The 18,942-nt window shown below is 68.9% G+C and carries 19 protein-coding genes; 8 read left to right on the top strand and 11 right to left on the bottom strand.

The window, feature by feature from the left end; all coding sequences use genetic code 11:
• Positions 1–68: 68 nt before the first annotated feature.
• Complete coding sequence (locus FOZ70_RS37070) at positions 69–1,100, bottom strand: bile acid:sodium symporter family protein (RefSeq protein WP_059492026.1); 1,032 nt, start codon at positions 1,098–1,100, stop codon at positions 69–71.
• Between the two features lie 343 nt (positions 1,101–1,443).
• Between FOZ70_RS37070 and FOZ70_RS37065 the strand changes: the two genes are divergently transcribed.
• The 3 genes from FOZ70_RS37065 (at position 1,444) to FOZ70_RS37055 (ending at position 4,491) form a co-directional block, all read left to right on the top strand.
• Positions 1,444–1,926 carry a hypothetical protein gene (locus FOZ70_RS37065; RefSeq protein ID WP_042973406.1) on the top strand — a complete coding sequence of 161 codons (483 nt, stop codon included), beginning with the start codon at positions 1,444–1,446 and terminating at the stop codon, positions 1,924–1,926.
• A 345-nt stretch (positions 1,927–2,271) separates the two neighbouring features.
• The gene (locus tag FOZ70_RS37060) at positions 2,272–3,348 is read left to right on the top strand and encodes a porin (protein WP_021157443.1); all 1,077 of its coding nucleotides are present in this window, start codon (positions 2,272–2,274) and stop codon (positions 3,346–3,348) included.
• Between the two features lie 180 nt (positions 3,349–3,528).
• Positions 3,529–4,491: a LysR family transcriptional regulator gene (locus tag FOZ70_RS37055; protein ID WP_021157442.1), complete on the top strand. Its 963-nt coding sequence runs from the start codon at positions 3,529–3,531 to the stop codon at positions 4,489–4,491.
• A gap of 121 nt (positions 4,492–4,612) precedes the next feature.
• Here the strand turns inward: FOZ70_RS37055 and FOZ70_RS37050 are convergent, their stop codons facing one another.
• Complete coding sequence (locus tag FOZ70_RS37050) at positions 4,613–5,572, bottom strand: nitronate monooxygenase family protein (protein WP_006488640.1); 960 nt, start codon at positions 5,570–5,572, stop codon at positions 4,613–4,615.
• Between the two features lie 307 nt (positions 5,573–5,879).
• Here FOZ70_RS37050 and FOZ70_RS37045 point away from each other — a divergent pair, with 307 nt between their 5' ends.
• The gene (locus tag FOZ70_RS37045) at positions 5,880–6,776 is read left to right on the top strand and encodes an alpha/beta hydrolase (RefSeq protein WP_219707869.1); all 897 of its coding nucleotides are present in this window, start codon (positions 5,880–5,882) and stop codon (positions 6,774–6,776) included.
• A gap of 27 nt (positions 6,777–6,803) precedes the next feature.
• Here the strand turns inward: FOZ70_RS37045 and FOZ70_RS37040 are convergent, their stop codons facing one another.
• The gene (locus FOZ70_RS37040) at positions 6,804–7,295 is read right to left on the bottom strand and encodes an Lrp/AsnC family transcriptional regulator (protein WP_011353413.1); all 492 of its coding nucleotides are present in this window, start codon (positions 7,293–7,295) and stop codon (positions 6,804–6,806) included.
• Between the two features lie 113 nt (positions 7,296–7,408).
• On the opposite strand from FOZ70_RS37040, the gene FOZ70_RS37035 reads away from it, so the two are divergent.
• Complete coding sequence (locus FOZ70_RS37035; protein ID WP_219707868.1) at positions 7,409–8,311, top strand: DMT family transporter; 903 nt, start codon at positions 7,409–7,411, stop codon at positions 8,309–8,311.
• Positions 8,312–8,575: 264 nt separating this feature from the next.
• Here FOZ70_RS37035 and FOZ70_RS37030 read toward each other — a convergent pair whose 3' ends face one another.
• From FOZ70_RS37030 to FOZ70_RS37015, 4 genes are read right to left on the bottom strand one after another with little or no spacing between them, the layout of a single operon-like run.
• Positions 8,576–8,782 (bottom strand): DUF1289 domain-containing protein, encoded by a 207-nt coding sequence (locus tag FOZ70_RS37030; protein ID WP_219707867.1) that lies wholly within the window; start codon positions 8,780–8,782, stop codon positions 8,576–8,578.
• Positions 8,779–9,285 (bottom strand): YbaK/EbsC family protein, encoded by a 507-nt coding sequence (locus tag FOZ70_RS37025; RefSeq protein WP_027788969.1) that lies wholly within the window; start codon positions 9,283–9,285, stop codon positions 8,779–8,781. The genes FOZ70_RS37030 and FOZ70_RS37025 overlap by 4 nt, the downstream gene beginning before the upstream one ends.
• A 26-nt stretch (positions 9,286–9,311) precedes the next feature.
• Entirely contained in the window at positions 9,312–10,244 is a 933-nt protein-coding gene (locus tag FOZ70_RS37020) for a hydroxymethylglutaryl-CoA lyase (RefSeq protein WP_042973403.1), read from the bottom strand.
• Between the two features lie 26 nt (positions 10,245–10,270).
• A complete protein-coding gene (locus FOZ70_RS37015) occupies positions 10,271–11,212 on the bottom strand; it encodes a glyoxylate/hydroxypyruvate reductase A (protein ID WP_219707866.1) in 942 nt (313 codons plus the stop codon).
• A 361-nt stretch (positions 11,213–11,573) separates the two neighbouring features.
• On the opposite strand from FOZ70_RS37015, the gene FOZ70_RS37010 reads away from it, so the two are divergent.
• Positions 11,574–12,197: an alpha/beta hydrolase gene (locus tag FOZ70_RS37010; RefSeq protein WP_176131813.1), complete on the top strand. Its 624-nt coding sequence runs from the start codon at positions 11,574–11,576 to the stop codon at positions 12,195–12,197.
• A 66-nt stretch (positions 12,198–12,263) separates the two neighbouring features.
• On the opposite strand, the gene FOZ70_RS37005 is transcribed toward FOZ70_RS37010, so the two are convergent.
• The 3 genes from FOZ70_RS37005 to FOZ70_RS36995 all read right to left on the bottom strand — a co-directional run bounded on the left by FOZ70_RS37005 (position 12,264) and on the right by FOZ70_RS36995 (position 15,898).
• Positions 12,264–14,381, bottom strand: a complete 2,118-nt coding sequence (locus FOZ70_RS37005; protein ID WP_219707865.1) for a phospholipase C, phosphocholine-specific — start codon at positions 14,379–14,381, stop codon at positions 12,264–12,266.
• Positions 14,382–14,426: 45 nt separating this feature from the next.
• Complete coding sequence (locus FOZ70_RS37000; RefSeq protein WP_048026537.1) at positions 14,427–14,711, bottom strand: hypothetical protein; 285 nt, start codon at positions 14,709–14,711, stop codon at positions 14,427–14,429.
• Positions 14,712–14,977: 266 nt separating this feature from the next.
• Positions 14,978–15,898 (bottom strand): LysR substrate-binding domain-containing protein, encoded by a 921-nt coding sequence (locus FOZ70_RS36995; RefSeq protein ID WP_048026538.1) that lies wholly within the window; start codon positions 15,896–15,898, stop codon positions 14,978–14,980.
• Positions 15,899–16,010: 112 nt separating this feature from the next.
• Here FOZ70_RS36995 and FOZ70_RS36990 point away from each other — a divergent pair, with 112 nt between their 5' ends.
• Positions 16,011–16,649 (top strand): glutathione S-transferase N-terminal domain-containing protein, encoded by a 639-nt coding sequence (locus FOZ70_RS36990; protein ID WP_219707864.1) that lies wholly within the window; start codon positions 16,011–16,013, stop codon positions 16,647–16,649.
• A gap of 55 nt (positions 16,650–16,704) precedes the next feature.
• Here the strand turns inward: FOZ70_RS36990 and FOZ70_RS36985 are convergent, their stop codons facing one another.
• Positions 16,705–18,003, bottom strand: coding sequence for an MFS transporter (locus FOZ70_RS36985; RefSeq protein ID WP_219707863.1), 1,299 nt, complete (start codon positions 18,001–18,003; stop codon positions 16,705–16,707).
• Positions 18,004–18,109: 106 nt separating this feature from the next.
• Here FOZ70_RS36985 and FOZ70_RS36980 point away from each other — a divergent pair.
• On the top strand, positions 18,110–18,942 hold an 833-nt coding region (locus FOZ70_RS36980), incomplete at its 3' end, for a LysR family transcriptional regulator (RefSeq protein ID WP_258025843.1).

The raw sequence follows: 18,942 nt of genomic DNA, 5'->3' as shown, positions 1-18,942 counted from the left end.
GAAGGCAGAAGGCAGAAGGCATAGCCCCGGGACGGCACCACCCGGCGGCCGTCCCGCTGCCCCGACCGTCAGCGCTTGCCCGCGCTCAGCGCGCCGGGCGCTGATGCCGCGTCGCCCTCGTCGTGCTCGCCGCTCATGTCGCGCGCGCCCCAGCGCTGCGCGAGCGCCGCGCACGCCATCAGCTGGATCTGGTGGAACAGCATCAGCGGCAGCACGATCGCCCCGACCGCGTTCGCCGAGAAGATCACCTTCGCCATCGGCACGCCGGCCGCGAGGCTCTTCTTCGATCCGCAGAAGATGATCGTGATCTGGTCGGCGCGGTTGAAGCCGAGCCGCTTGCTGACGAACGCGGTCAGCAGGAGCGCGATCGCGAGCAGCACGAGGTTGACGACGAGCAGGCCGCCGAGCGCGCGCGGCGGGATCTGGTGCCAGAGGCCTTCGTTGACGGCCTCGCTGAACGCGACGTAGACGACGAGCAGGATCGAGCCCTGGTCGACGAAGCGCAGCACGCCGCGGTTGCGGTCGATCCAGCCGCCGATCACGGGCCGCAGCAACTGGCCGGCGATGAACGGCACGAGCAGCTGCATCACGATGCTGCCGACGGTGCTCCACGGCGACGCGGCGGCGGCCGATTGCGACGTGATCATCAGCCCGACGAGCGCCGGCGTGACGAAGATCCCGAGCAGGCTCGACGCGGATGCCGCGCACACGGCGGCCGGCACGTTGCCCTTCGCGATCGACGTGAACGCGATCGACGACTGGACCGTCGACGGCAGCGTGCACAGGAACAGCACGCCCGCATACAGCGTCGGCGTGACGAGCGGCTGCAGCACCGGCTTCAGCGCGAGGCCGAGCAGCGGGAACAGCGCGAACGTGCTGAGCAGCACGACCGCGTGCAGCCGCCAGTGCGTCGCGCCCGCGACGACGGCTTCACGCGACAGCTTCGCGCCGTGCAGGAAGAACAGCAGGCCGACGGCGATGTTGGTCGCCCAGTTGAACGCATGGGCGGCCGGGCCGCGGCAGGGCAGCAGGCTCGCCAGCACGACGGTGCCGACGAGCGCGAGCGTGAAGTTGTCGGGAAGAAAACGGGGACGGGCCATCGGGAACTCGATTCGGAAACGACGGGGGCGCGCGTCGCGCGCGGATGGCGCCATTGTCCCGGTTGATGATTCACTACACAAATTCATTGTGAGAATCGATTGATGAATCAATCTCATGCGGTGTCGTTCACGGCACCGGCCCGGCCATGCGCAAAACGGCAGAAGAATGTTCTGTCCCGGTCGCGTGCCGAAGTGAAAAAACCTAGCAGTAACATGGTGTTACACCGATGCCGGCGACATAACACTTTTTGGCTCGACACACTTTCGGCACGCTCATAAATTACTGCTGAAGCCTTGGGTCGGCCGAAAGGAGCCGGCGGCGGGCATGGACAGGCATTGCACGATGACGGAACGGGTGAAACGGAAGATCGGACGATGGGTGGCGGGCGTGCTCGGCGCGTTGCTGATGCCGTTCGCGCTCGCGCAGCCGCCGCACGGCGGTCATGCGTTCGGCGGCCACGGTTTCGGTGGCGGCGACATGCGCGCGTACGGTCAGCCGGCCGGCGGGGCTCCCGTCTGGCGCCACGTTACGCCCCCCGCCGGTGCACGCGCCGGCGGCGTGAGCGGCTACGGTTCCCGCTGGGGGCTGCGGCCGACGCCGTCGTATGGCCATTACGCCGCGCAAAGCCCGTATCGCCCGATCAGTGCCGACGTGCGCCAGATGCCGCGCCCGCCGGGCGGCGGCAACGTGCCGCTGCGCGCCGGTTCGATCCGCGCCGACGTCGCGCGCTACAACGAGGAGCGCGGCGGCCGTCCGATGCCGCCGCCCCGCTCGCAGGAAGAGCCTGCGCACTCGCCGTATTTCTCCCCGTTCTACCGAAACTGAGCGCCCGCGCGCTCGTCCCTCCGGCGGCTGATGCGAATTCGCCACAGTCGCGCACAGATTTCCGCTGATTTTCCCGTCGCATTGCGCTATCTTTCGCGCCCGGCTCGCATGTGCCACGCAGCCGTCCGGCCGTGCGACCGCGTCCACGCCGGGCCGTCGGCGGGTACCCGGCCATGTATCAATTCCGCGAAGTTAATGCTGCCGCTATACCCGCAATAAGTGTGCGCAATTTTGACCGGACGAATGATCCGTAAAGATGGCTGCGCCCCATACGACGCAAGCACTCGGCTCCAAAAAACAACGCTCGCGCCACTTATCGACAATTCGACAAAATCTGGAGATCCAATGAAAGCATTCGCTCGCCGTGCGTCGCGCACGTCCGTCAAGCTGATCGCCGCGGCTGCCTGCGTGGCGGCTACCGCTCCCGTCCATGCACAGTCGAGCGTGTCGCTCTACGGTCAGGTCGACGAATGGGTCGGCGCCACCAAGTTCCCGGGCGGCGACCGCGCGTGGAACGTGAGCGGCGGCGGGATGTCGACGTCGTACTGGGGCATGCACGGCGCCGAGGATCTCGGCAACGGCTACAAGGCGATCTTCACGCTGGAAAGCTTCTTCCGCGCGCAGAACGGCCAGTTCGGCCGCTTCCAGGGCGACACGTTCTTCGCACGCAATGCGTACGTCGGCATCGATTCGCCGTACGGCACGGTGACGGCCGGCCGCCTGACGACGCACCTGTTCCTGTCGACGATCCTGTTCAACCCGTTCTACGACTCGTACACGTTCTCACCGATGGTGTACCACGTGTTCCTCGGCCTCGGCACGTTCCCGACCTACCCGAGCGACCAGGGTGCCGTCGGCGATTCGGGCTGGAACAACGCGCTGTCGTACACGTCGCCTTCGTTCGGTGGCCTGAATTTCGGCGCGATGTACGCACTCGGCAACCAGGCCGGCGACAACGGCTCGAAGAAGTGGAGCGCGCAGTTCAACTACGCGAACGGCCCGTTCGCGGCGACCGCTGTCTATCAGTACGTGAACTTCAACAACGGCCCGCGTGACCTGAGCGCGCTGGTGGCCGGCATGAAGAGCCAGGGCATCGCGCAAGTCGGCGCGACCTACGACCTGAAGTACGTGAAGCTGTTCGGCCAGTACATGTATACGAAGAACGACCAGGTCGCGGGCAGCTGGCACGTGAATACCGCGCAGGGCGGCGTGTCGGTGCCGCTCGGCGTGGGCAACGCGATGGCGTCGTACGCGTACTCGCGCGATGCGGGCGGCCTCGACCAGACGCGCCAGACCTGGGCCGTCGGCTACGACTATCCGCTGTCCAAGCGCACGGACGTCTACGCTGCTTACATGAACGACCACATCAGCGGCCTGTCGACCGGCAACACGTTCGGCGCCGGCATCCGCGCGAAGTTCTGACGCGCACGCGCGGCCGCCGCGCCGGACGCGCGCGAAAAGCGCGTCCAGGCTGCATGTTTTCCCGCCAGAACGGCGCCGCCACTCGCGGCGCCGTTTTGCCTTTCTTGACCTTTCTGTTGCCCCGCCTTTGTTACCCTATCTCGTAATTGGACCATTCCCCCGTCATTACGAGCGAGTTCGATGGATACCCTCGTCAGCATGAATGTGTTTCGCTACGTCGTCGAAGTGGGCAGCTTCGTCGGCGCGGCGGAGCGCATGCAGATGTCGGCTGCGATGGCGAGCAAGCACGTGATGCATCTCGAGCAGCAGCTCGGTGCGCGGCTGCTGCATCGCACGACACGACGCGTCGCGCCTACCGAGGCCGGACGCGAATACTACGAGCGCCTCGTGCAGGCGCTGTCGGAACTCGACGAAGCCGGGCAGGCCGTCGGCGCCGCGAGCGTGGTGCCGCAAGGCAGGCTGCGCGTCACGTCGCTGTCCGCGTTCGGGCTGCGGCACGTGATGCAGGCCGTCACCGATTATGCGGGCCGGTTCCCGGACGTGACCGTCGACATGACGCTGTCCGATCGCGTGGTCGACCTGATCGAGGAAGGCTACGACGTCGCGGTGCGCGCGGCGCCGAACGGATTGAAATCGTCGTCGCTGGTCGCGCGGCAGATCGCGACCGCGCACATCCTGCTGGTCGCGTCGCCCGAGTATCTCGAGAAGCACGGCACGCCCCAGACGATCGCCGATCTCGCGCACCACAACTACCTGCGGCGCGATTCGAATTCGACGATGCTCGACGCGCTGGTGATCGACGCGGCCGCCGCGTCGCGCGTGAACCTGAACGGCAACCTGATCGTGAACCATCTCGAAGGGCTGCGTGCGGCCGTGCTCGCGGGCGCGGGCATCGCGCTGCTCGGCACCGAGGTGGTCGGCGACGACATCGAGTCCGGCCGGCTCGTGCCGGTGCTGATCGATGCGGTGCCGCCGCACGAGGCGCCGATCTATGCGGTCTACGCGAGCCGTCGTCACGTGTCCGCGAAGGTGCGTTCGTTCGTCGATTTCCTGGCGGCGCGTTTCGAAGGGCAGTCGCTGTGCCCGTCGATCGAATCGCGCCTGCGCGTGCTGCCGATCACGCGGATGAAGCGCGCGGTGTGAACCGTGCATCCCGCTGCGACGGGGCGATGAAAACAAAAGCGCGAGCCGTTGCAGCTCGCGCTTTTTTTGTCTGGTCCGACGGGATGCACGCCGGCGGCAGCCGTCATGGCCGCCGCGGCCGTCAGCGCGGGATGCCGAGCCGCGCCTTCGCGTCGTCGTACTCGCGCTTCAGGCGCTCGACGAGCGCGCCCACGCTCGGCAGGTCGTCCATCAGGCCGACGCCCTGGCCGGCGCCCCAGATGTCCTTCCACGCCTTCGTCTTGTCGCTGCCGAAATTCATCTTGGTCTTGTCGGATTCCGGCAGCGCGTCCGGATCGAGGCCGGCCTTCTCGATGCTCTCGCGGATGTAGTTGCCGTGCACGCCCGTGAAGAGGTTCGTGTAGATGATGTCCGACGATTTCGCGTTCAGGATCGCGTGCTTGTAGTCGTCGATCGCGTGCGCTTCCTGCGTCGCGATGAAGCGCGTGCCCATGTACGCGAAATCGGCGCCCATTGCCTGCGCGGCGAGGATCGAGCCGCCATTCGCGATCGAGCCGGACAGCACGATCGGGCCGTCGAAGATCTTGCGGACTTCGCCGACGAGCGCGAACGGCGACGTCGTGCCCGCGTGGCCGCCTGCGCCGGCCGCGACGAGGATCAACCCGTCGACACCGGCTTCGAGCGCCTTCTGCGCGTGACGCAGGTTGATCACGTCGTGCAGCACGATGCCGCCGTAGCTGTGCACCGCGTCGACGATCTCGCGCGCCGGCGCGCGCAGGCTCGTGATGAAGATCGGCACCTTGTGCTCGACGCACACGCGCACGTCGTGCTCGAGCCGCGCATTCGACTGATGGACGATCTGGTTGACCGCGATCGGGCCGATCACTGCGTCGGGGTGCTTCGCCTTGTGGTCGGCGAGCTCGGACTGGATCTGCGTGAGCCACTCGTCGAGCAGTTCGGCCGGACGGGCGTTGAGTGCGGGGAACGAACCGACGATGCCCGCCTTGCATTGCGCGAGCACGAGTTCGGGGTAGCTGACGATGAACATCGGCGACGCGATGACGGGCAGCGTCAGGTTCTGCAGGACGGTGGGCAATGCCATGTAATGTCTCCAGTCTCCAGGGGCGGCCGCGCGGTCGCGCCGCCGCCATGCTTTGCGGTCGAACGGTCGTTCGAGTGTAGCTGCGGAACGACGCTGTAAAAACGAAGCTGTAAAACGAAGCTGCAAAAACGAGGTCGTCCTTATTAATACGAACGATCGTGCGATTCTACGCGAGCTTAACAAATCGCGCGGTGTGGCGGCAATCGAGGGAGTGTTCTCTTTCTAGGGATTCTGGTGTTTACCGCGCTGTGAAGACGCGCCGGCGCTCCTAAAATAATCGCCATAACAAACCAACGAGAAACAAACCATGTCGTTTGAGGCGTTTGCACCGTTTCGCGTGACGGTGCAGGACACCGACATTTTCGGTGTCAAAGGAGGCGCGGGTCCGCCGCTCCTGTTGCTGCACGGACATCCGCAAACCCACATGATCTGGCATCGCGTTGCCGCGACGCTCGCGGATCATTTCACGGTGATCGCCACCGACCTGCGCGGTTACGGCGCGTCGGGCAAGCCGCCGAGCGACGCGCAGCACGCGCCGTATTCGAAACGTGCGATGGCGGCCGACCAGGTCGCCGTGATGCGGCATTTCGGCTTCGAGCAATTCCATGTGTGCGCGCACGATCGCGGCGCGCGGGTCGCGCACCGGCTCGCGCTCGATCATGCGGACGCCGTCGAGCGGATGATGCTGCTCGACATCGCACCGACGCTCGCGATGTACGAGAAAACCGATCGCGCGTTCGCGACCGCGTATTTCCACTGGTTCTTCCTGATTCAACCGGAGCCGCTGCCCGAGACGCTGGTCGGCGCGCATACCGATGCCTACATCGAGCGCGTGATGGGCAACCGGTCCGCCGGACTCGCGCCGTTCGCGCCCGAGGCGCTCGCCGCGTACCGGGCGGCGCTCGCGCAGCCGGGCGCCGTGCATGCGATGTGCGAGGACTACCGTGCGTCCGCGACGATCGACCTCGAGCACGACCGTGCGGATCTCGAGCGCGGCAACAAGGTCGCGTGCCCGCTGCGCGTGCTGTGGGGCGAGCACGGGATCGTCGGCCGCTGCTTCGATCCGCTCGACGAATGGCGCCGCGTCGCGCGCGACGTCAGCGGCCGCGCGCTCGACTGCGGGCACTACATTCCGGAAGAGGCGCCCGTCGCGCTGATCGACGAACTGCTCGCGTTCTTCGAGGCGCGCGACGCGGCTGCCTGACGGCACGCGGGCGGCGCGTGCCGGTGCTCAGCGGTGCGCGCCGTCGTCCTCGACGAGCGGCGGCAGCCGGCGCGGCACCGGCGTCGATTTCACGATCGCGGTGCTCGTCTCGGCGCGCTCCGTCACTTTCGACAGGATGTCGTCGAGGTGCGCGATCGTGCGCAGGTAGAGCCGGCAGATGAAGCAGTCGTCGCCGGTGACCTTGTCGCACTCCACGAATTCGGGAATCCGGCGCAGCATCTCTTCGACGAGATGCAACTGGCCGGGCAGCGGCTTCACGCGGACGATCGCCTGCAGCGTGTAGCCGAGCGCGCGCGGGTCGAGCTCGACGGTGAACGCGGCGATCACGCCTTGCGCCTCGAGCCGCCGCACACGATCGGCGGTCGCGGGGGCCGACAGCCCGATCTGCCGGGCGAGTTCACTGGTTGCGATACGCGCGTCGTCGGCCAGCGCCGCGAGGATCGCGCGGTCGGTCGCGTCGAGCGACGCAACGGCGGGCGGGGAAAGGCGTTTCGGCATGATCGCTTTGCTTTCGAAGGTCAATTGGCTGATTCGCTTCAGTTTAGCCGTGGTTGCGGCGAAAGCAAGTTTCTAGAATCGAGGTCATCCACTCTCTTTCAATGGAGCTCATGATGGCCTCGAATGAAATGCGCCGCGGTGCCGCCGAGATGGTCGTCGCGATGCTGATGTCCGGCACGATCGGCTGGCTCGTGATGTCGTCGCAGCAGCCGCTGACGAACGTCGTGTTCTTCCGCTGCCTGTTCGGCGCCGCGACGCTCGCGATCGTCTGCGCGGCATTCGGCATCCTGCGCCGCGCGCTGTTCTCGCCGCGGATGCTCGCGCTCGCGACGCTCGGCAGCATCGCGATCGTCGCGAACTGGCTGCTGCTGTTCGCCGCCTATTCGCGTGCATCGATCTCGATGGCGACGGCCGTCTACAACACGCAGCCGTTCATGCTCGTCGCGCTCGGCGCGATCGTGTTCCGCGAGCGGATCACCGCGTCGACACTCGCGTGGTTCGCGCTCGCGTTCGTGGGGCTCGTCGCCGTGGTGCGCGTCGAGCCGGCCGTGCTCGCGGTGCCGGGCGAATATCTGGAGGGCGTCGCGCTGTCGCTCGGCGCGGCGTTCCTGTATGCGATCTCGTCGATCGTCACGAAGCACCTGAAGGGGACGCCGCCGCACCTGCTCGCGTTGCTGCAGGCCGGTATCGGCATCGTGCTGCTCGCGCCGTTCGCGCACTTCGGCACGCTGCCCGCGACGGCCGGGCAGTGGCTCGACCTGATCGTGCTCGGCGTCGTCAACACGGGCCTGATGTACGTGCTGCTGTACGGCGCGATCCAGAAGCTGCCGACCGCGATGACCGGCGCGCTGTCGTTCGTCTATCCGGTCGTCGCGATCGTCGTCGATCACTTCGCGTTCGGGCAGACGCTCGCGTGGACGCAGGTGCTCGGCGCGCTGCTGATCCTGCTCGCGGCGGCCGGCGTGAATCTCGGCTGGCGCATCGTGCCCGCGCGTCGCGCGGCAGTCGGCAACTGAAACGGTCGTACGATTCGGCGTCGCGGCGGGCGTCACGGCGGCGCATCGAATGCGGTTTTCGGGAACGGGTATTGCACGCGGATGGCGTGCTCATGGCGAGCAAAAGCGGGGCGCGCGCACGCGTGGAAGACGCTGTAAGAAGTTGTAGGGAAACACCCGATGCGAGCGGTGCGCGTCGCTCGTATGATGCGGGCTGTGACGTTGATCACGTTCACAGGATTCCGATCTCGATGCCGTTCGCCCGTCAGGCTGAACGGCTTTTTTTTATGCGCCGCTCCTCGCAATCAGGCGCCGCCGCGCATCGAGCCGCGCAAGCAGCACGCGCCTCGCGTCGTCATCCGACGTGCGCCATCCCTTGATCTCGTCGCGCGTACGCAGGCAACCCGCGCACCAGTCGGTGCGCGGATCGATCCGGCATACGTCGATGCACGGCGAGGCCACCGTGCCGACCGGTACCACGACGTCGCTCATGCGGATTCCCGCAATGCGACGTCCGCGACCGGCGCGCCCGTCAGCGACACCAGTTCGTTCGGCGACAGGTTGAACACCGCGTGCGGATGGCCGGCGGCCGCCCACAGGCTGTCGAGCTCGAGCAGGTCGGCGTCGATCAGCGTGACGGGTTCGACGAGATGGCCGATCGGGCAGACGCCGCCGATCGCGTAGCCGGTGTTGTCGCGCACGAACTTCGCGTCCGCGCGGCCGACCGCGCCGACCTGCGCGGCGACCTTCTTCTCGTCGACACGATTGACGCCGCTCGCGACCACGAGCACCGGCGCGCCGTCCGACTGGCGGCGAAACAGGATCGACTTCGCGATCTGCGCGACCGAGCAGCCGAGCCCGGCCGCGGCTTCGGCCGACGTCTTGCCGGTTTCGGCGAGCATCACGATGCCTTTCGCATGGCCGCGCTCGCGCAGCAGCAGCGCGACGCGTCGCGCGGAATCGGGGAGGGAATCGAATGAAGCGGGTGTCGTCATGTTGAGGAATCCATCGAATACCGGGGTCATACGCAGTTCGCGGCGTCGGCCGCGCTCTGCGCCTTGGCGAGCAGTGCACGACCGGCGCGCGACACGTTCGCGCGGCCGATCGCGTTCGAGATGAAGTCGCCGGCAGCGACAACCTGCGCGAGATCGATGCCGGTGTCGATGCCGAGGCCCTGCATCAGGTACAGCACGTCTTCGGTCGCGACGTTGCCGGTCGCGCCCTTCGCGTACGGGCAGCCGCCGAGGCCCGCGACCGACGCGTGGAAGATCTCGATCCCTTCGAACAGCGCCGCGTAGATGTTCGCGAGTGCCTGGCCGTAGGTGTCATGGAAGTGGCCCGACAGGCGTTCGCGCGGGAACACGCGCGTGACGGCCGACAGCACTTCGCGCGTGCGCTTCGGCGTGCCGACGCCGATCGTGTCGGCGATGTCGATCTCGTCGCAGCCGAGCGCCGCGAAACGCTCGACGACGTCGACGACCGATGCGACCGGCACTTCGCCCTGGTACGGGCAGCCGAGCGTGCACGACACGCTGCCGCGCAGCCGCAGGCCCGCATCCTTCGCCGCCTTCGCGACCGGCTCGAAGCGCGCGATGCTCTCGGCGATGCTGCAGTTGATGTTCCGCTGCGAGAACGCCTCGCTGGCCGCGCCGAAGATCACGACTTCGTCGGCGCGTGCGGCGAGCGCATTCTCGAAGCCCTTCAGGTTCGGCGTGAGCACCGAGTACACGGTGCCCGGGCGGCGCTCGATGCCGGCCATCACGTCGGCGCCGTCGGCCATCTGCGGCACCCATTTCGGCGACACGAACGACGCGGCCTCGACGTTGCGGAAGCCGGCGCGCGACAGCCGGTCGACGAGCGCGATCTTCACGTCGGTCGGCACGAAGGTCTTCTCGTTCTGCAGCCCGTCGCGCGGGCCGACTTCGACGATCTTGACGGCGGTGGGGAACGTCATGGTTGTCTCCAGGTTTGCTTGCAGGTTCAGTAGCCGCGCGTGTAGTCGACGATGCCGCCGATGCGCTCACCGCGCTCGAGCGCGCGGATCTTGCCGGCGATCTGCTCGACGGCCTCCGCGCGCAGCGTCTCGGCCGAGCTGTGCGGCGTGATCGTGATGCGCGGCGCGCGCCAGAACGGGTGATCGTCGGGCAGCGGCTCCTGGTGGAACACGTCGAGCGTCGCCGCGGCGATCCGGCCGCTCGCGAGCGCGTCGAGCAGGTCGGCCTCGACGAGATGCGCGCCGCGCGCGACGTTGACGACATACGCACCGGGCGCGAGCCGCGCGAATGTGCGGGACGACAGGATGCCGTCGGTGTCGGGCGTGCTCGGCAGCAGGTTGACGAGCACCTTCGCGCCGTCGATGCACGCGTCGAACGCACCGTCGCCGGCGAAGGTCGTGACGCCGGCGAGCCGCTTCGCGCTGCGGCTGTAGCCGCGCACGGGCAGGCCGAGCGCGGCGAGCGCGAGCGCGACTTGCGCACCGAGCACGCCGAGGCCGAGCACGGCGACGGTGAAGCTCGCACGCGCATGCGGCTCGAGCGGTTGCCAGCGGCGCTCGCGCTGCTGCGCGTCGTATTCGTCGAAGCGGCGCAGGTAGCGCAGCACCGCGTGCGTCACGTATTCGACCATCTGCTGCGCCATGCCCGAATCTTCCAGCCGCACGAGCGGCACGTGCGGCGGCAGCGTGCCCGGTTGCGCGCGGTCGAGCGCGAGCAGCGCGTCGACGCCGGCGCCGAGGTTGAAGATCGCGCGCAGGCCGTCGCGCGGGGTGAAGAATTCGCGCGGCGCGCGCCAGACGAGCGCGTAATCGGCGGCGGCCGTGTCGCCCGGCTGCCACGCGCGCAGTTCGGCTTCCGGCAGCGCATGCGCGATCTCGTCGCGCCACGCGCCTGCTTCCTGGTGCGGGGAATGGAACAGGATCTTCATTGGACGACTGCGCGCGCGCCGGCGAGGCGCGTCACGGGAACGGCGAGCGGAGCCGGGCGCGGCGCGCCGGCGGGCGTAGCGGACATCGGGCGTCTCCTGACGACCGGGCGCCCGGCGCGCATCGGCGCCCGGCCCCGGTTTCGTGTGAAGCTGACGGGGAGCCCACATTCTACGGTTTCGCGGCTCATCGCGCGTCAGTGCGCGGGGCGGGCGACCGGCGCGGGTAACCGGCGCGGGCGACTCGCGGAGGGCCACCCCGCGGATGGCCGCCCCGCGTAAAAGCAAAGCACAAAATATTGGTTCGGCCGCCGGGCGCGCCGCGCCACAATCGAATCCCGTCTTCAAGCAAGCGAGGGCAATCATGCGCGCATGCAGCAAATCGGCGTGGCCGCCGCGCCTCGTTACCGTTCCGGGCCTGCACGGCAGCGAAGGCGCGCACTGGCAGACCTGGCTCGAACGGCAGTTCCCGCGCTCGCTGCGCGTCGAGCAGGACGACTGGGACGCGCCCGATCTCGCGCGCTGGGCGCAATCGGTGCGCACCTTGCTCGACCGCGAACGCGGCCCGTTCGTGCTGGCCGCGCACAGCTTCGGCTGCCTCGCGACCGCGCATGCGCTCGCGCAGTGGCCGCATACGGGCGATGTCGCGGGCGTGCTGCTCGTCGCGCCCGCCAGTCCGAAGAAATTCACGTTTGCCGGGCCGTTCGACGCGCGCCGGCTCGCCGTGCCGTCGATCGTGATCGGCAGCGAGACCGATCCGTGGATGCCGCTTGCCGATGCGCGCACGCTTGCGCAGCACCTGGGCAGCGCGTTCGTGAACCTCGGCGACGCCGGGCACATCAACACCGCGGCCGGCTTCGGGCCGTGGCCGCGCGCGAAGTACTTCATCGACACGCTCGTCCACTGCGCGGCGCCGCTGCGCTTTCGCGACGCGGACGACGGCTTCGAGGCTGCGCTCGTCGATCGCGCGCTCGCGCACGCGATCTGATTCCGCCGGGCAGGGCGGGCGACCCGTGCGGCGCGGCGGGTGCCGCGCCACGCCGTGCCGTCGCGCTTATGCCGCGGACACGGGCCGCACCGCCGCCGGATCCGAATAGCTCGGCCGGCCGTTTTCGACGTGGCCCGCGAAACGGCGCGAGAACGTGCCGGCCGCGCCGTCGCTCACCGTCACGTCATACCATTGGTGGCTCGCCGCGAGCGACCACTGCTCGACGCGTTCGTCACCGCCATGCAGCGTCACCTGCCGCGACGGCGCGCCGTACGCGTTGTCGGTCAGCGTCAGCGTGACGTGTGCCCCGCCGGGGTTGCGCAGCTTCAGGTACAGGTTCCCGTTCGCGACGTCGTAGCCGGCCTTCACTTCCGGCTGCGCCGGATTGCGATGGGTGGCCGTGGTCGACACGTTGCCCGAGAACACGCGCACGAAGCCGTTCGGCCCGTACACCGAGAACGTGTACGCACCGTTCGTCGTCGTCAGGTCGAAGTCCGCATGCAGCACGCGGCGTGCGCCGACGGTGTAGCGCCACGGGCCGTCGGTGCGGTTCGTCGCGTACACGTGGAAGTGCGCGCCCTGGTTGCCGCGGTTCGCGAATTCGATGCGCAGCCGCGTCCTGCCGTCAAGGCTGGCGTTCACGTGCAGCTCGTACGGCAGCGCACGCGCCGGCCGCACGCCGGGCTCCTGCGGGTCGACCGGCGACGGCGTCGCGGGCACGGTCGGCGCGGGCTGCGACGTGCACTGCTGGTCGGCGATCGAGCGGTACTGGCTCGTGTCGGGCAGCGGCGGAAACGACGCGTCGGACGAGCGGAAATCGAATGCGGCGGTGAGGTCGCCGCAGACCGTGCGGCGCCACGGCGTGATGTTCGGTTCGTCGACGCCGAAACGCTCGCCGATGAAGCGGATCACCGACGTATGGTCGAACACCTGCGAGCACACGAAGCCGCCCTTCGTCCACGGCGACACGACCGTCATCGGCACGCGCGGCCCGAGGCCGTACGGCAGGCCGTCGGCCGTGTAGCTGCCGCCGCGGCCGGGGTTCACGACCGTGTGCAGCTCGCCGTCGGTCGTCACGGTCGACGCGCCTTGCGCGGCCGACGTCGGCGGCTGCGGCGGCACGATGTGGTCGAAGAAGCCGTCGTTCTCGTCGTACATGATGAACAGCACCGTCTTGCGCCATACGTCCAGGTTCGACGTGAGCGCGTCGAGAATCTGCGACGTGTAGTTCGCGCCGTACGCGGGCGTGTATTTCGGATGCTCGGAGAATGCCGCCGGCGGGCACAGCCACGACACCTGCGGCAGCCGGTCGTTGATCACGTCGTTCTTTAGGTCGTCGAGCGTGCGCACCGTCTGCGCGCGCTGGTACAGCGACGAACCGGGCTTCGCGTTGATGAAGTTCGCGAAGTTCTGCAGCACGTTCGTGCCGTAGTTGCCGTTGTACGGGTCGTTGCCCGTCGTGCCCTGCTGGTAGATCTGCCACGACACGCCGCGCGCTTCTAGGCGTTCGGGAAAGGTCGTCCACGACAGCAGCTGGTAGGCGGGCGGCCCGTCGCCGTCGACATAGTCGCTGTTGTCGAGCAGCGGGCCGCCGAACTTGCCGGTCGGGTCGACGGTGCCCGTCATCAGGTACGACCGGTTCGGGTGCGTCGGCCCCGGCAGCGAGCAGAAATAGTTGTCGCACACGGTGAATGCATCGGCGAGCGCGTAATGGAACGGGATGTCCTCGCGCACGTGATAGCCCATCGTCATGTCGGTCTTGTTCGCGGGCCACTGGTCGTACCGGCCGCCGTCGATCGCCGCGTGCGTCTTGTACCACGAGTGGTCGAGGTCGCCGACGCACTGCGCGCTCGTCGTCAGCGTGTTCAGCCGGAACGGCAGCACCGGCTTGCCCGGGTCGGCCTTCGACGGCTGGTACCACACCGGCTTGCCGTTCGGCAGCGGGATCGGGAAGCGGTCGTTGTAGCCGCGCACACCGCGCAGGTGTCCGAAATAATGATCGAACGAGCGGTTTTCCTGCATGAACACGACGATGTGCTCGACATCGCGGATCGTGCCGGTGCCGTGCGCGGCGGGAATCGCGAGCGCGCGGCGGATCGATTCGGGGAAGGCGTTGAGCGCGACGGCGGCGCCCGCGGATTGTGCGACGGTATGCAGGAAACGGCGGCGGCTCGATGACGTCATGTTATTTCACCTCGGTTCTGCGGTCGGGGGACGGGAGCGGCGGGATCAGCCCGGCGACGACGCGGCGGCACTCGACGCGGCCGCATTCGCCGCGGGTTTCGCGTCGTCGTCGTCATCGGGCGGGTAGTGCACGACGGGCGGCGCGAGCGGCGCGGCATCGGACGCGGCGGCGTTCGCGGTTGCATCGTGGTTGAATGCGCTGGCGGAGCCGGCCGATGCGCCGGCCTGTTGGGACGCGTCGGTCGTGTGTGCGTCGTGCGGCGCGTCGTCGCTGCAGGCGGCGACGAAAGCGGCGGCACAAAAAACGACGACGGCGGAAACGCGACGCATGACTTCTCTCCTGGCAGGCTGATCGGGAAACGTTTTCGAGTATGCCGGTGCGATGCGACGTTTCGGTGAATCGTTTGCGACCGGCGCGTGATCGCGGAATGCTTTCGATATCCTGACCATCCGCTTGCATGGCGTGGCGGGCGCGCAATATCTCCCGGTGGACGTTGCGAGCCGGGCACTTTTACCCGGGCGCGCGATGCGACGCATGAGCGCGTCCAAGGCAGCCTGACCGTCGACGATGAACGCGAGCAACCGGTCGCGTTGCGTCAGCGCCGCGGCGTGCGGCGCCGCACCTCGCTGCGCAGCCAGTCGAGCCAGGTTCGGATCGCCGATTCGTGCGGATGGCCGGGGCGCCACACGACGTAGTGCGCATACACGTCGGTCACGCGTACCGACGATACGCGCACGAGCGTGCCGTCCGCGAGCTCGGGCTCGATCAGCGAGCGGCGCGCGAGGGCGACGCCGCGCCCTTTCAACGTTGCGTCGATCAGCGCGTTCGCATCGGTGAAACGCGGCGCGCGCGCGGATTCGGTGAGGTCGAGCCGCGCGGCCTGGAGCCACGGTTCCCACGGCTGCGCGGGATGGCGCAGCAGCGTGGCGCGCACGAGATCGGCCGGCGCGCGCGGTGCGACGCCGTCGCGATTGCGGTACGCGGGGCTCGCGACCGGGAAGATCGTCTCGTTCATCAGCTTCTCGGCGACTACGCCCGGCCACGTGCCGGGCCCGTAGCGCAGCGCGACGTCGATGCGGTCGCGCTTGCGCAGCGGCGCGAGCGCCACGTCCGGGTGCAGCGCGATCGCGATGTGCGGATGCGCGGCCGAGAAGCGCGGCAGGCGCGGCGCGAGCCAGCGTTCGGCGACGCTCGGCAGCACGCTGACGTTCAGCGTGACGTCGCAGGTGCGCGGGCGGCTGCGCGCGGCGAGGGCCGGCTCGAACGCGCGCTCGAGCACGCTGAGGCCCTGGCGCACCTGCAACGCGAGCGCGTGCGCGGCGTGCGTCGGTGTCGCGCCGTTGCGCTCGCGCGTGAAGAGCGGGTAGCCGAGCTGCGCCTCGAGCGCGCGGATGTGCTGGCTGACGGCGCCTTGTGTGAGCGCGAGCGCGTCGGCCGCGCGCGTGAAGCTCTGCAGCCGCACGGCGGTCTCGAACGCGCGCAGCGTCTGCAGCGGAGGAAGGTGGATGCGTTTCATGCGGGTATTAGTAGCACTAATGCCCGAGCACGACAATTCATCGTTTGCGGCGGGCATGCACGCGTTCCTACACTCGGTTCCGTCTTCCACAGTCACGTCGGGCCACGCCACCATGAACGCATATCGTCTTTATCTTTCGCCGGGCGCCTGCTCGCTCGCCGCTCACATCGCGCTGGAGGAAACCGGCGCGCCCTTCGACGTCGAGATCGTCTCCGTGCAGAAGCAGCAGAACCTCGAAGCGCGTTATCTCGCGATCAACGCGAAGGCACGCGTGCCCGTGCTCGAGATTCCGGGCGAGCCGCGCGTGCTGACCGAAACGCCCGCGATCCTCACGTATCTCGCGCGCCGTTATCCGGACGCGCAACTGCTGCCGCCCGGCGATCCGCTGCGCGAGGCGCGATGCCACGAATGGCTCGCCTGGCTGGTCGGCTGGGTGCATGGCGTCGGCTACGGTGCGCTGTGGCGGCCGGGCCGCTTCATCGGCGATCCCGCGCTGCACAGGGCAGTCAGCACGCACGGGCGCGGCGTGATCGAGGCCGCGAACGAGACGATCGAAGCCGCGCTCGCCGACGGCCGCACGTGGGCCGAGCCGGGCGCGCATTCGATCGTCGATCCGTTCCTGTTCGTGCTGTATCGCTGGGGTGTCGCGATCGGGCTCGACATGGCGCGGCACCCCGCATGGACCGCGCACGCGCAGCGCGAGGCCGACCGGCCGGCCGTGCGCCGCGCGCTGGCGCGCGAAGCGGCCTGACCGAGGTGCGGGCGCCGTGGCGGGGGCCGCGGTGCCCGCGTGCCGCGCGCGGCCGCTAGCGCGTGGCGAACAGCGGATAGGTCGCGCCGGCAACCAGCGCGGCCGCGAGCCAGACCACGCTCCACGAGCTGACGGCGAGCAGCGGCGGGATCGCGAGCGGCGTTGCGAACAGTCCGAGGTAGACGACCGTGTTCGCCATCCCGAGCGCAGTGCCCGCTTGGTTCGCACCTGCGAGCGTCGCGAGCTCCGTATACGCGACGCCATGCCACGCCGATACGCACACGCCCGCGAACACCAGAATCGCGACGATCGCGGCGAGCGGCACGTGCGGGCTGCCGGCCGTCGCAGCGGCAAGCAGCGTGAACGAGCCGGCCGCGACGAGCACCGAGCCGCGCAGGTACGCGCGCCGGTTGCCGTGCCGGTCGGTATGGCGGCCGCTCCAGACGCGCATCACCATCGCGCCGAGCTGCAACACGACCATCGCCGCGCTGATGCCGGCGAGGCCGAGCCGGCCGAAGTCGTGCAGGAACACCGTCGCGAACGTGAGCACCGCGAACTGCGGCGCGCACAGCAGGCCGATGCCGAGCACGATGCGCCACACGCGGGCGTTCGCGAGCGGGCCGTGCGCGAGCCGCGCGGGTTGCGCGGACTGCGCGGACTGCGCGGACTGCGGCCGAGCGGCCGGTCGATGCGCGGCACCGAGTGCGACAGCCGGTTCGGCGGGCGGTTCATGCAGCCAGCGCCAGGTCAGCACGGCCGACCCGGCGCACAGCAGCATCAGCGCACCGAATACCGCCGCGAAGCCCAGGTGCGACGCGAGCGACGGCAGCAGCGCCGCGCCGACGCCGCCGCCGAGCGGCACGGCCGTCTGGCGGATGCTCATCGCGAGCCCGCGTTCGCGTTCGCCGAACCAGCGCATCACCGCGCGTCCGCTCGATCCGTTCACGCTGCCGCCGAGCAGGCCGACGCAGCACATCGCCACGACGACGCGCGCCAGCGGCGGCACCGCGTGCGCGCTCGGGACGATCGTGCACACCATCAGCGCGAGCATCGCGGCCGTCGCGACGAGCCCGGTCAGCAGCACGCGGCGATCGCCGAAGCGGTCGGCGGCGATCCCCCACGGCAGCTCGGACAGCGCGACGCCGAAGCCGAGCGCGCCGAGCACGAGGCCGAGTGCGCCGTTGTCGAGGTGGTAGGCCGTGCGCATCCACACGGCGGTGGTCGGGATGCCGGCCGCCGCGGCCGAAAAGCTCATGTTCGCGGCCACGCCGGCGGCCAGCACGCGCCAGCGATGGGCCGGGCCGCGCACGTCGCGGGCGGGCGAGGAGGGAGAGGCGATGCAGGTGGTATCCATGGCAGCAGGCCCGGTTGGAAATTGACATCCACAGTCTGGCGACCTACATTCATCCTGAAAATCGGAAAGTTCTTGATGAATCGTTCGATAAAACAGGATGGTTGAGATGCCCGGACAAGACATTCCACGCGGCGGCGAGTCGCTCGCGCTGGCCGATGCCGCGCTGGCCCGGCCCAACTTCGACGTGGCGGCGCTGCGCAGCCTCGTCGCGGGCGTGGATCTCGGCAGTTTCGCGAAGGCGGCCGACCGCGTCGCGCGCTCGTCGTCGGCGGTGAGCGCGCAGATCCGCAAGCTCGAGGAGCAGGCCGGCACGCCGTTGTTCGTGAAATCCGGGCGCGGGCTTGCGCTGACCGATGCCGGCGACGCGATGCTGCGTTATGCGCGGCGGATGATCGAGCTGAACGACGAGGCGGCCGCGGCCGTGCGCGGCGTCAATCTCGACGGCTGGGTGCGCGTCGGGTTGCAGGAGGATTTCGGCGAGGCGATTTTGCCCGACGTGCTCGGGCGGTTTGCGCGCGCGCATCCGAAGGTGAGGATCGAGGCGCGCGTGGCGCGCAATGCCGACCTGCTCGACCGGCTCGACGCGAACCAGCTCGATCTCGCGCTGGTGTGGGGCGATCCGGTGTCGGCTGCGCTGCTGTCGCGGCCGGGTATCGACAGCGACGTGATCGCGCAGGTGCCGATGCAGTGGGTCGGGGCGGCGGGGGCGGGCGGGTTCGGGAGGAGGGGGGGGGGGGCGAGAGGTTTCTGGGGAACGGGGGTGGTGGGGAGGGGGGGCGTGCTGTGTGGTGGGGGCGGGTGGCTGTTGGAGGGCGGGTGGGGGTGGGGTGGCGGGGGGGGGGTGCGATGGAGGGGGGGGGGTTGGGGGAGGGCGCGGGGGGCGCAGATGTGCTGGTGGGCAGCGGTGAGCGGCCGGGGGTGCGCGGCGTTGAGTTCGGC

Origin of the sequence: Burkholderia sp. COPS (genome assembly GCF_019425585.1) — a bacterium.
Classification (GTDB): Bacteria; Pseudomonadota; Gammaproteobacteria; order Burkholderiales; family Burkholderiaceae; genus Burkholderia; species Burkholderia cepacia.
Note: the sequence above shows the minus strand (reverse complement) of the source record. Positions and strands in the feature narration are given on the sequence as shown.

Bases quoted from the DNA above. Each gene is read 5' to 3' on its own strand.
- FOZ70_RS36990 (WP_219707864.1), top strand. From the start codon at position 16,011: ATGAACGCATATCGTCTTTATCTTTCGCCGGGCGCCTGCTCGCTCGCC.
- FOZ70_RS37015 (WP_219707866.1), bottom strand. From the start codon at position 11,212: ATGAAGATCCTGTTCCATTCCCCGCACCAGGAAGCAGGCGCGTGGCGC.
- FOZ70_RS37060 (WP_021157443.1), top strand. From the start codon at position 2,272: ATGAAAGCATTCGCTCGCCGTGCGTCGCGCACGTCCGTCAAGCTGATC.
- FOZ70_RS37000 (WP_048026537.1), bottom strand. From the start codon at position 14,711: ATGCGTCGCGTTTCCGCCGTCGTCGTTTTTTGTGCCGCCGCTTTCGTC.
- FOZ70_RS37035 (WP_219707868.1), top strand. From the start codon at position 7,409: ATGGCCTCGAATGAAATGCGCCGCGGTGCCGCCGAGATGGTCGTCGCG.
- FOZ70_RS37045 (WP_219707869.1), top strand. From the start codon at position 5,880: ATGTCGTTTGAGGCGTTTGCACCGTTTCGCGTGACGGTGCAGGACACC.
- FOZ70_RS37010 (WP_176131813.1), top strand. From the start codon at position 11,574: ATGCGCGCATGCAGCAAATCGGCGTGGCCGCCGCGCCTCGTTACCGTT.
- FOZ70_RS36995 (WP_048026538.1), bottom strand. From the start codon at position 15,898: ATGAAACGCATCCACCTTCCTCCGCTGCAGACGCTGCGCGCGTTCGAG.
- FOZ70_RS37025 (WP_027788969.1), bottom strand. From the start codon at position 9,285: ATGACGACACCCGCTTCATTCGATTCCCTCCCCGATTCCGCGCGACGC.
- FOZ70_RS37055 (WP_021157442.1), top strand. From the start codon at position 3,529: ATGGATACCCTCGTCAGCATGAATGTGTTTCGCTACGTCGTCGAAGTG.
- FOZ70_RS37005 (WP_219707865.1), bottom strand. From the start codon at position 14,381: ATGACGTCATCGAGCCGCCGCCGTTTCCTGCATACCGTCGCACAATCC.
- FOZ70_RS37070 (WP_059492026.1), bottom strand. From the start codon at position 1,100: ATGGCCCGTCCCCGTTTTCTTCCCGACAACTTCACGCTCGCGCTCGTC.
- FOZ70_RS36985 (WP_219707863.1), bottom strand. From the start codon at position 18,003: ATGGATACCACCTGCATCGCCTCTCCCTCCTCGCCCGCCCGCGACGTG.
- FOZ70_RS37020 (WP_042973403.1), bottom strand. From the start codon at position 10,244: ATGACGTTCCCCACCGCCGTCAAGATCGTCGAAGTCGGCCCGCGCGAC.
- FOZ70_RS37065 (WP_042973406.1), top strand. From the start codon at position 1,444: ATGACGGAACGGGTGAAACGGAAGATCGGACGATGGGTGGCGGGCGTG.
- FOZ70_RS37040 (WP_011353413.1), bottom strand. From the start codon at position 7,295: ATGCCGAAACGCCTTTCCCCGCCCGCCGTTGCGTCGCTCGACGCGACC.
- FOZ70_RS37050 (WP_006488640.1), bottom strand. From the start codon at position 5,572: ATGGCATTGCCCACCGTCCTGCAGAACCTGACGCTGCCCGTCATCGCG.
- FOZ70_RS37030 (WP_219707867.1), bottom strand. From the start codon at position 8,782: ATGAGCGACGTCGTGGTACCGGTCGGCACGGTGGCCTCGCCGTGCATC.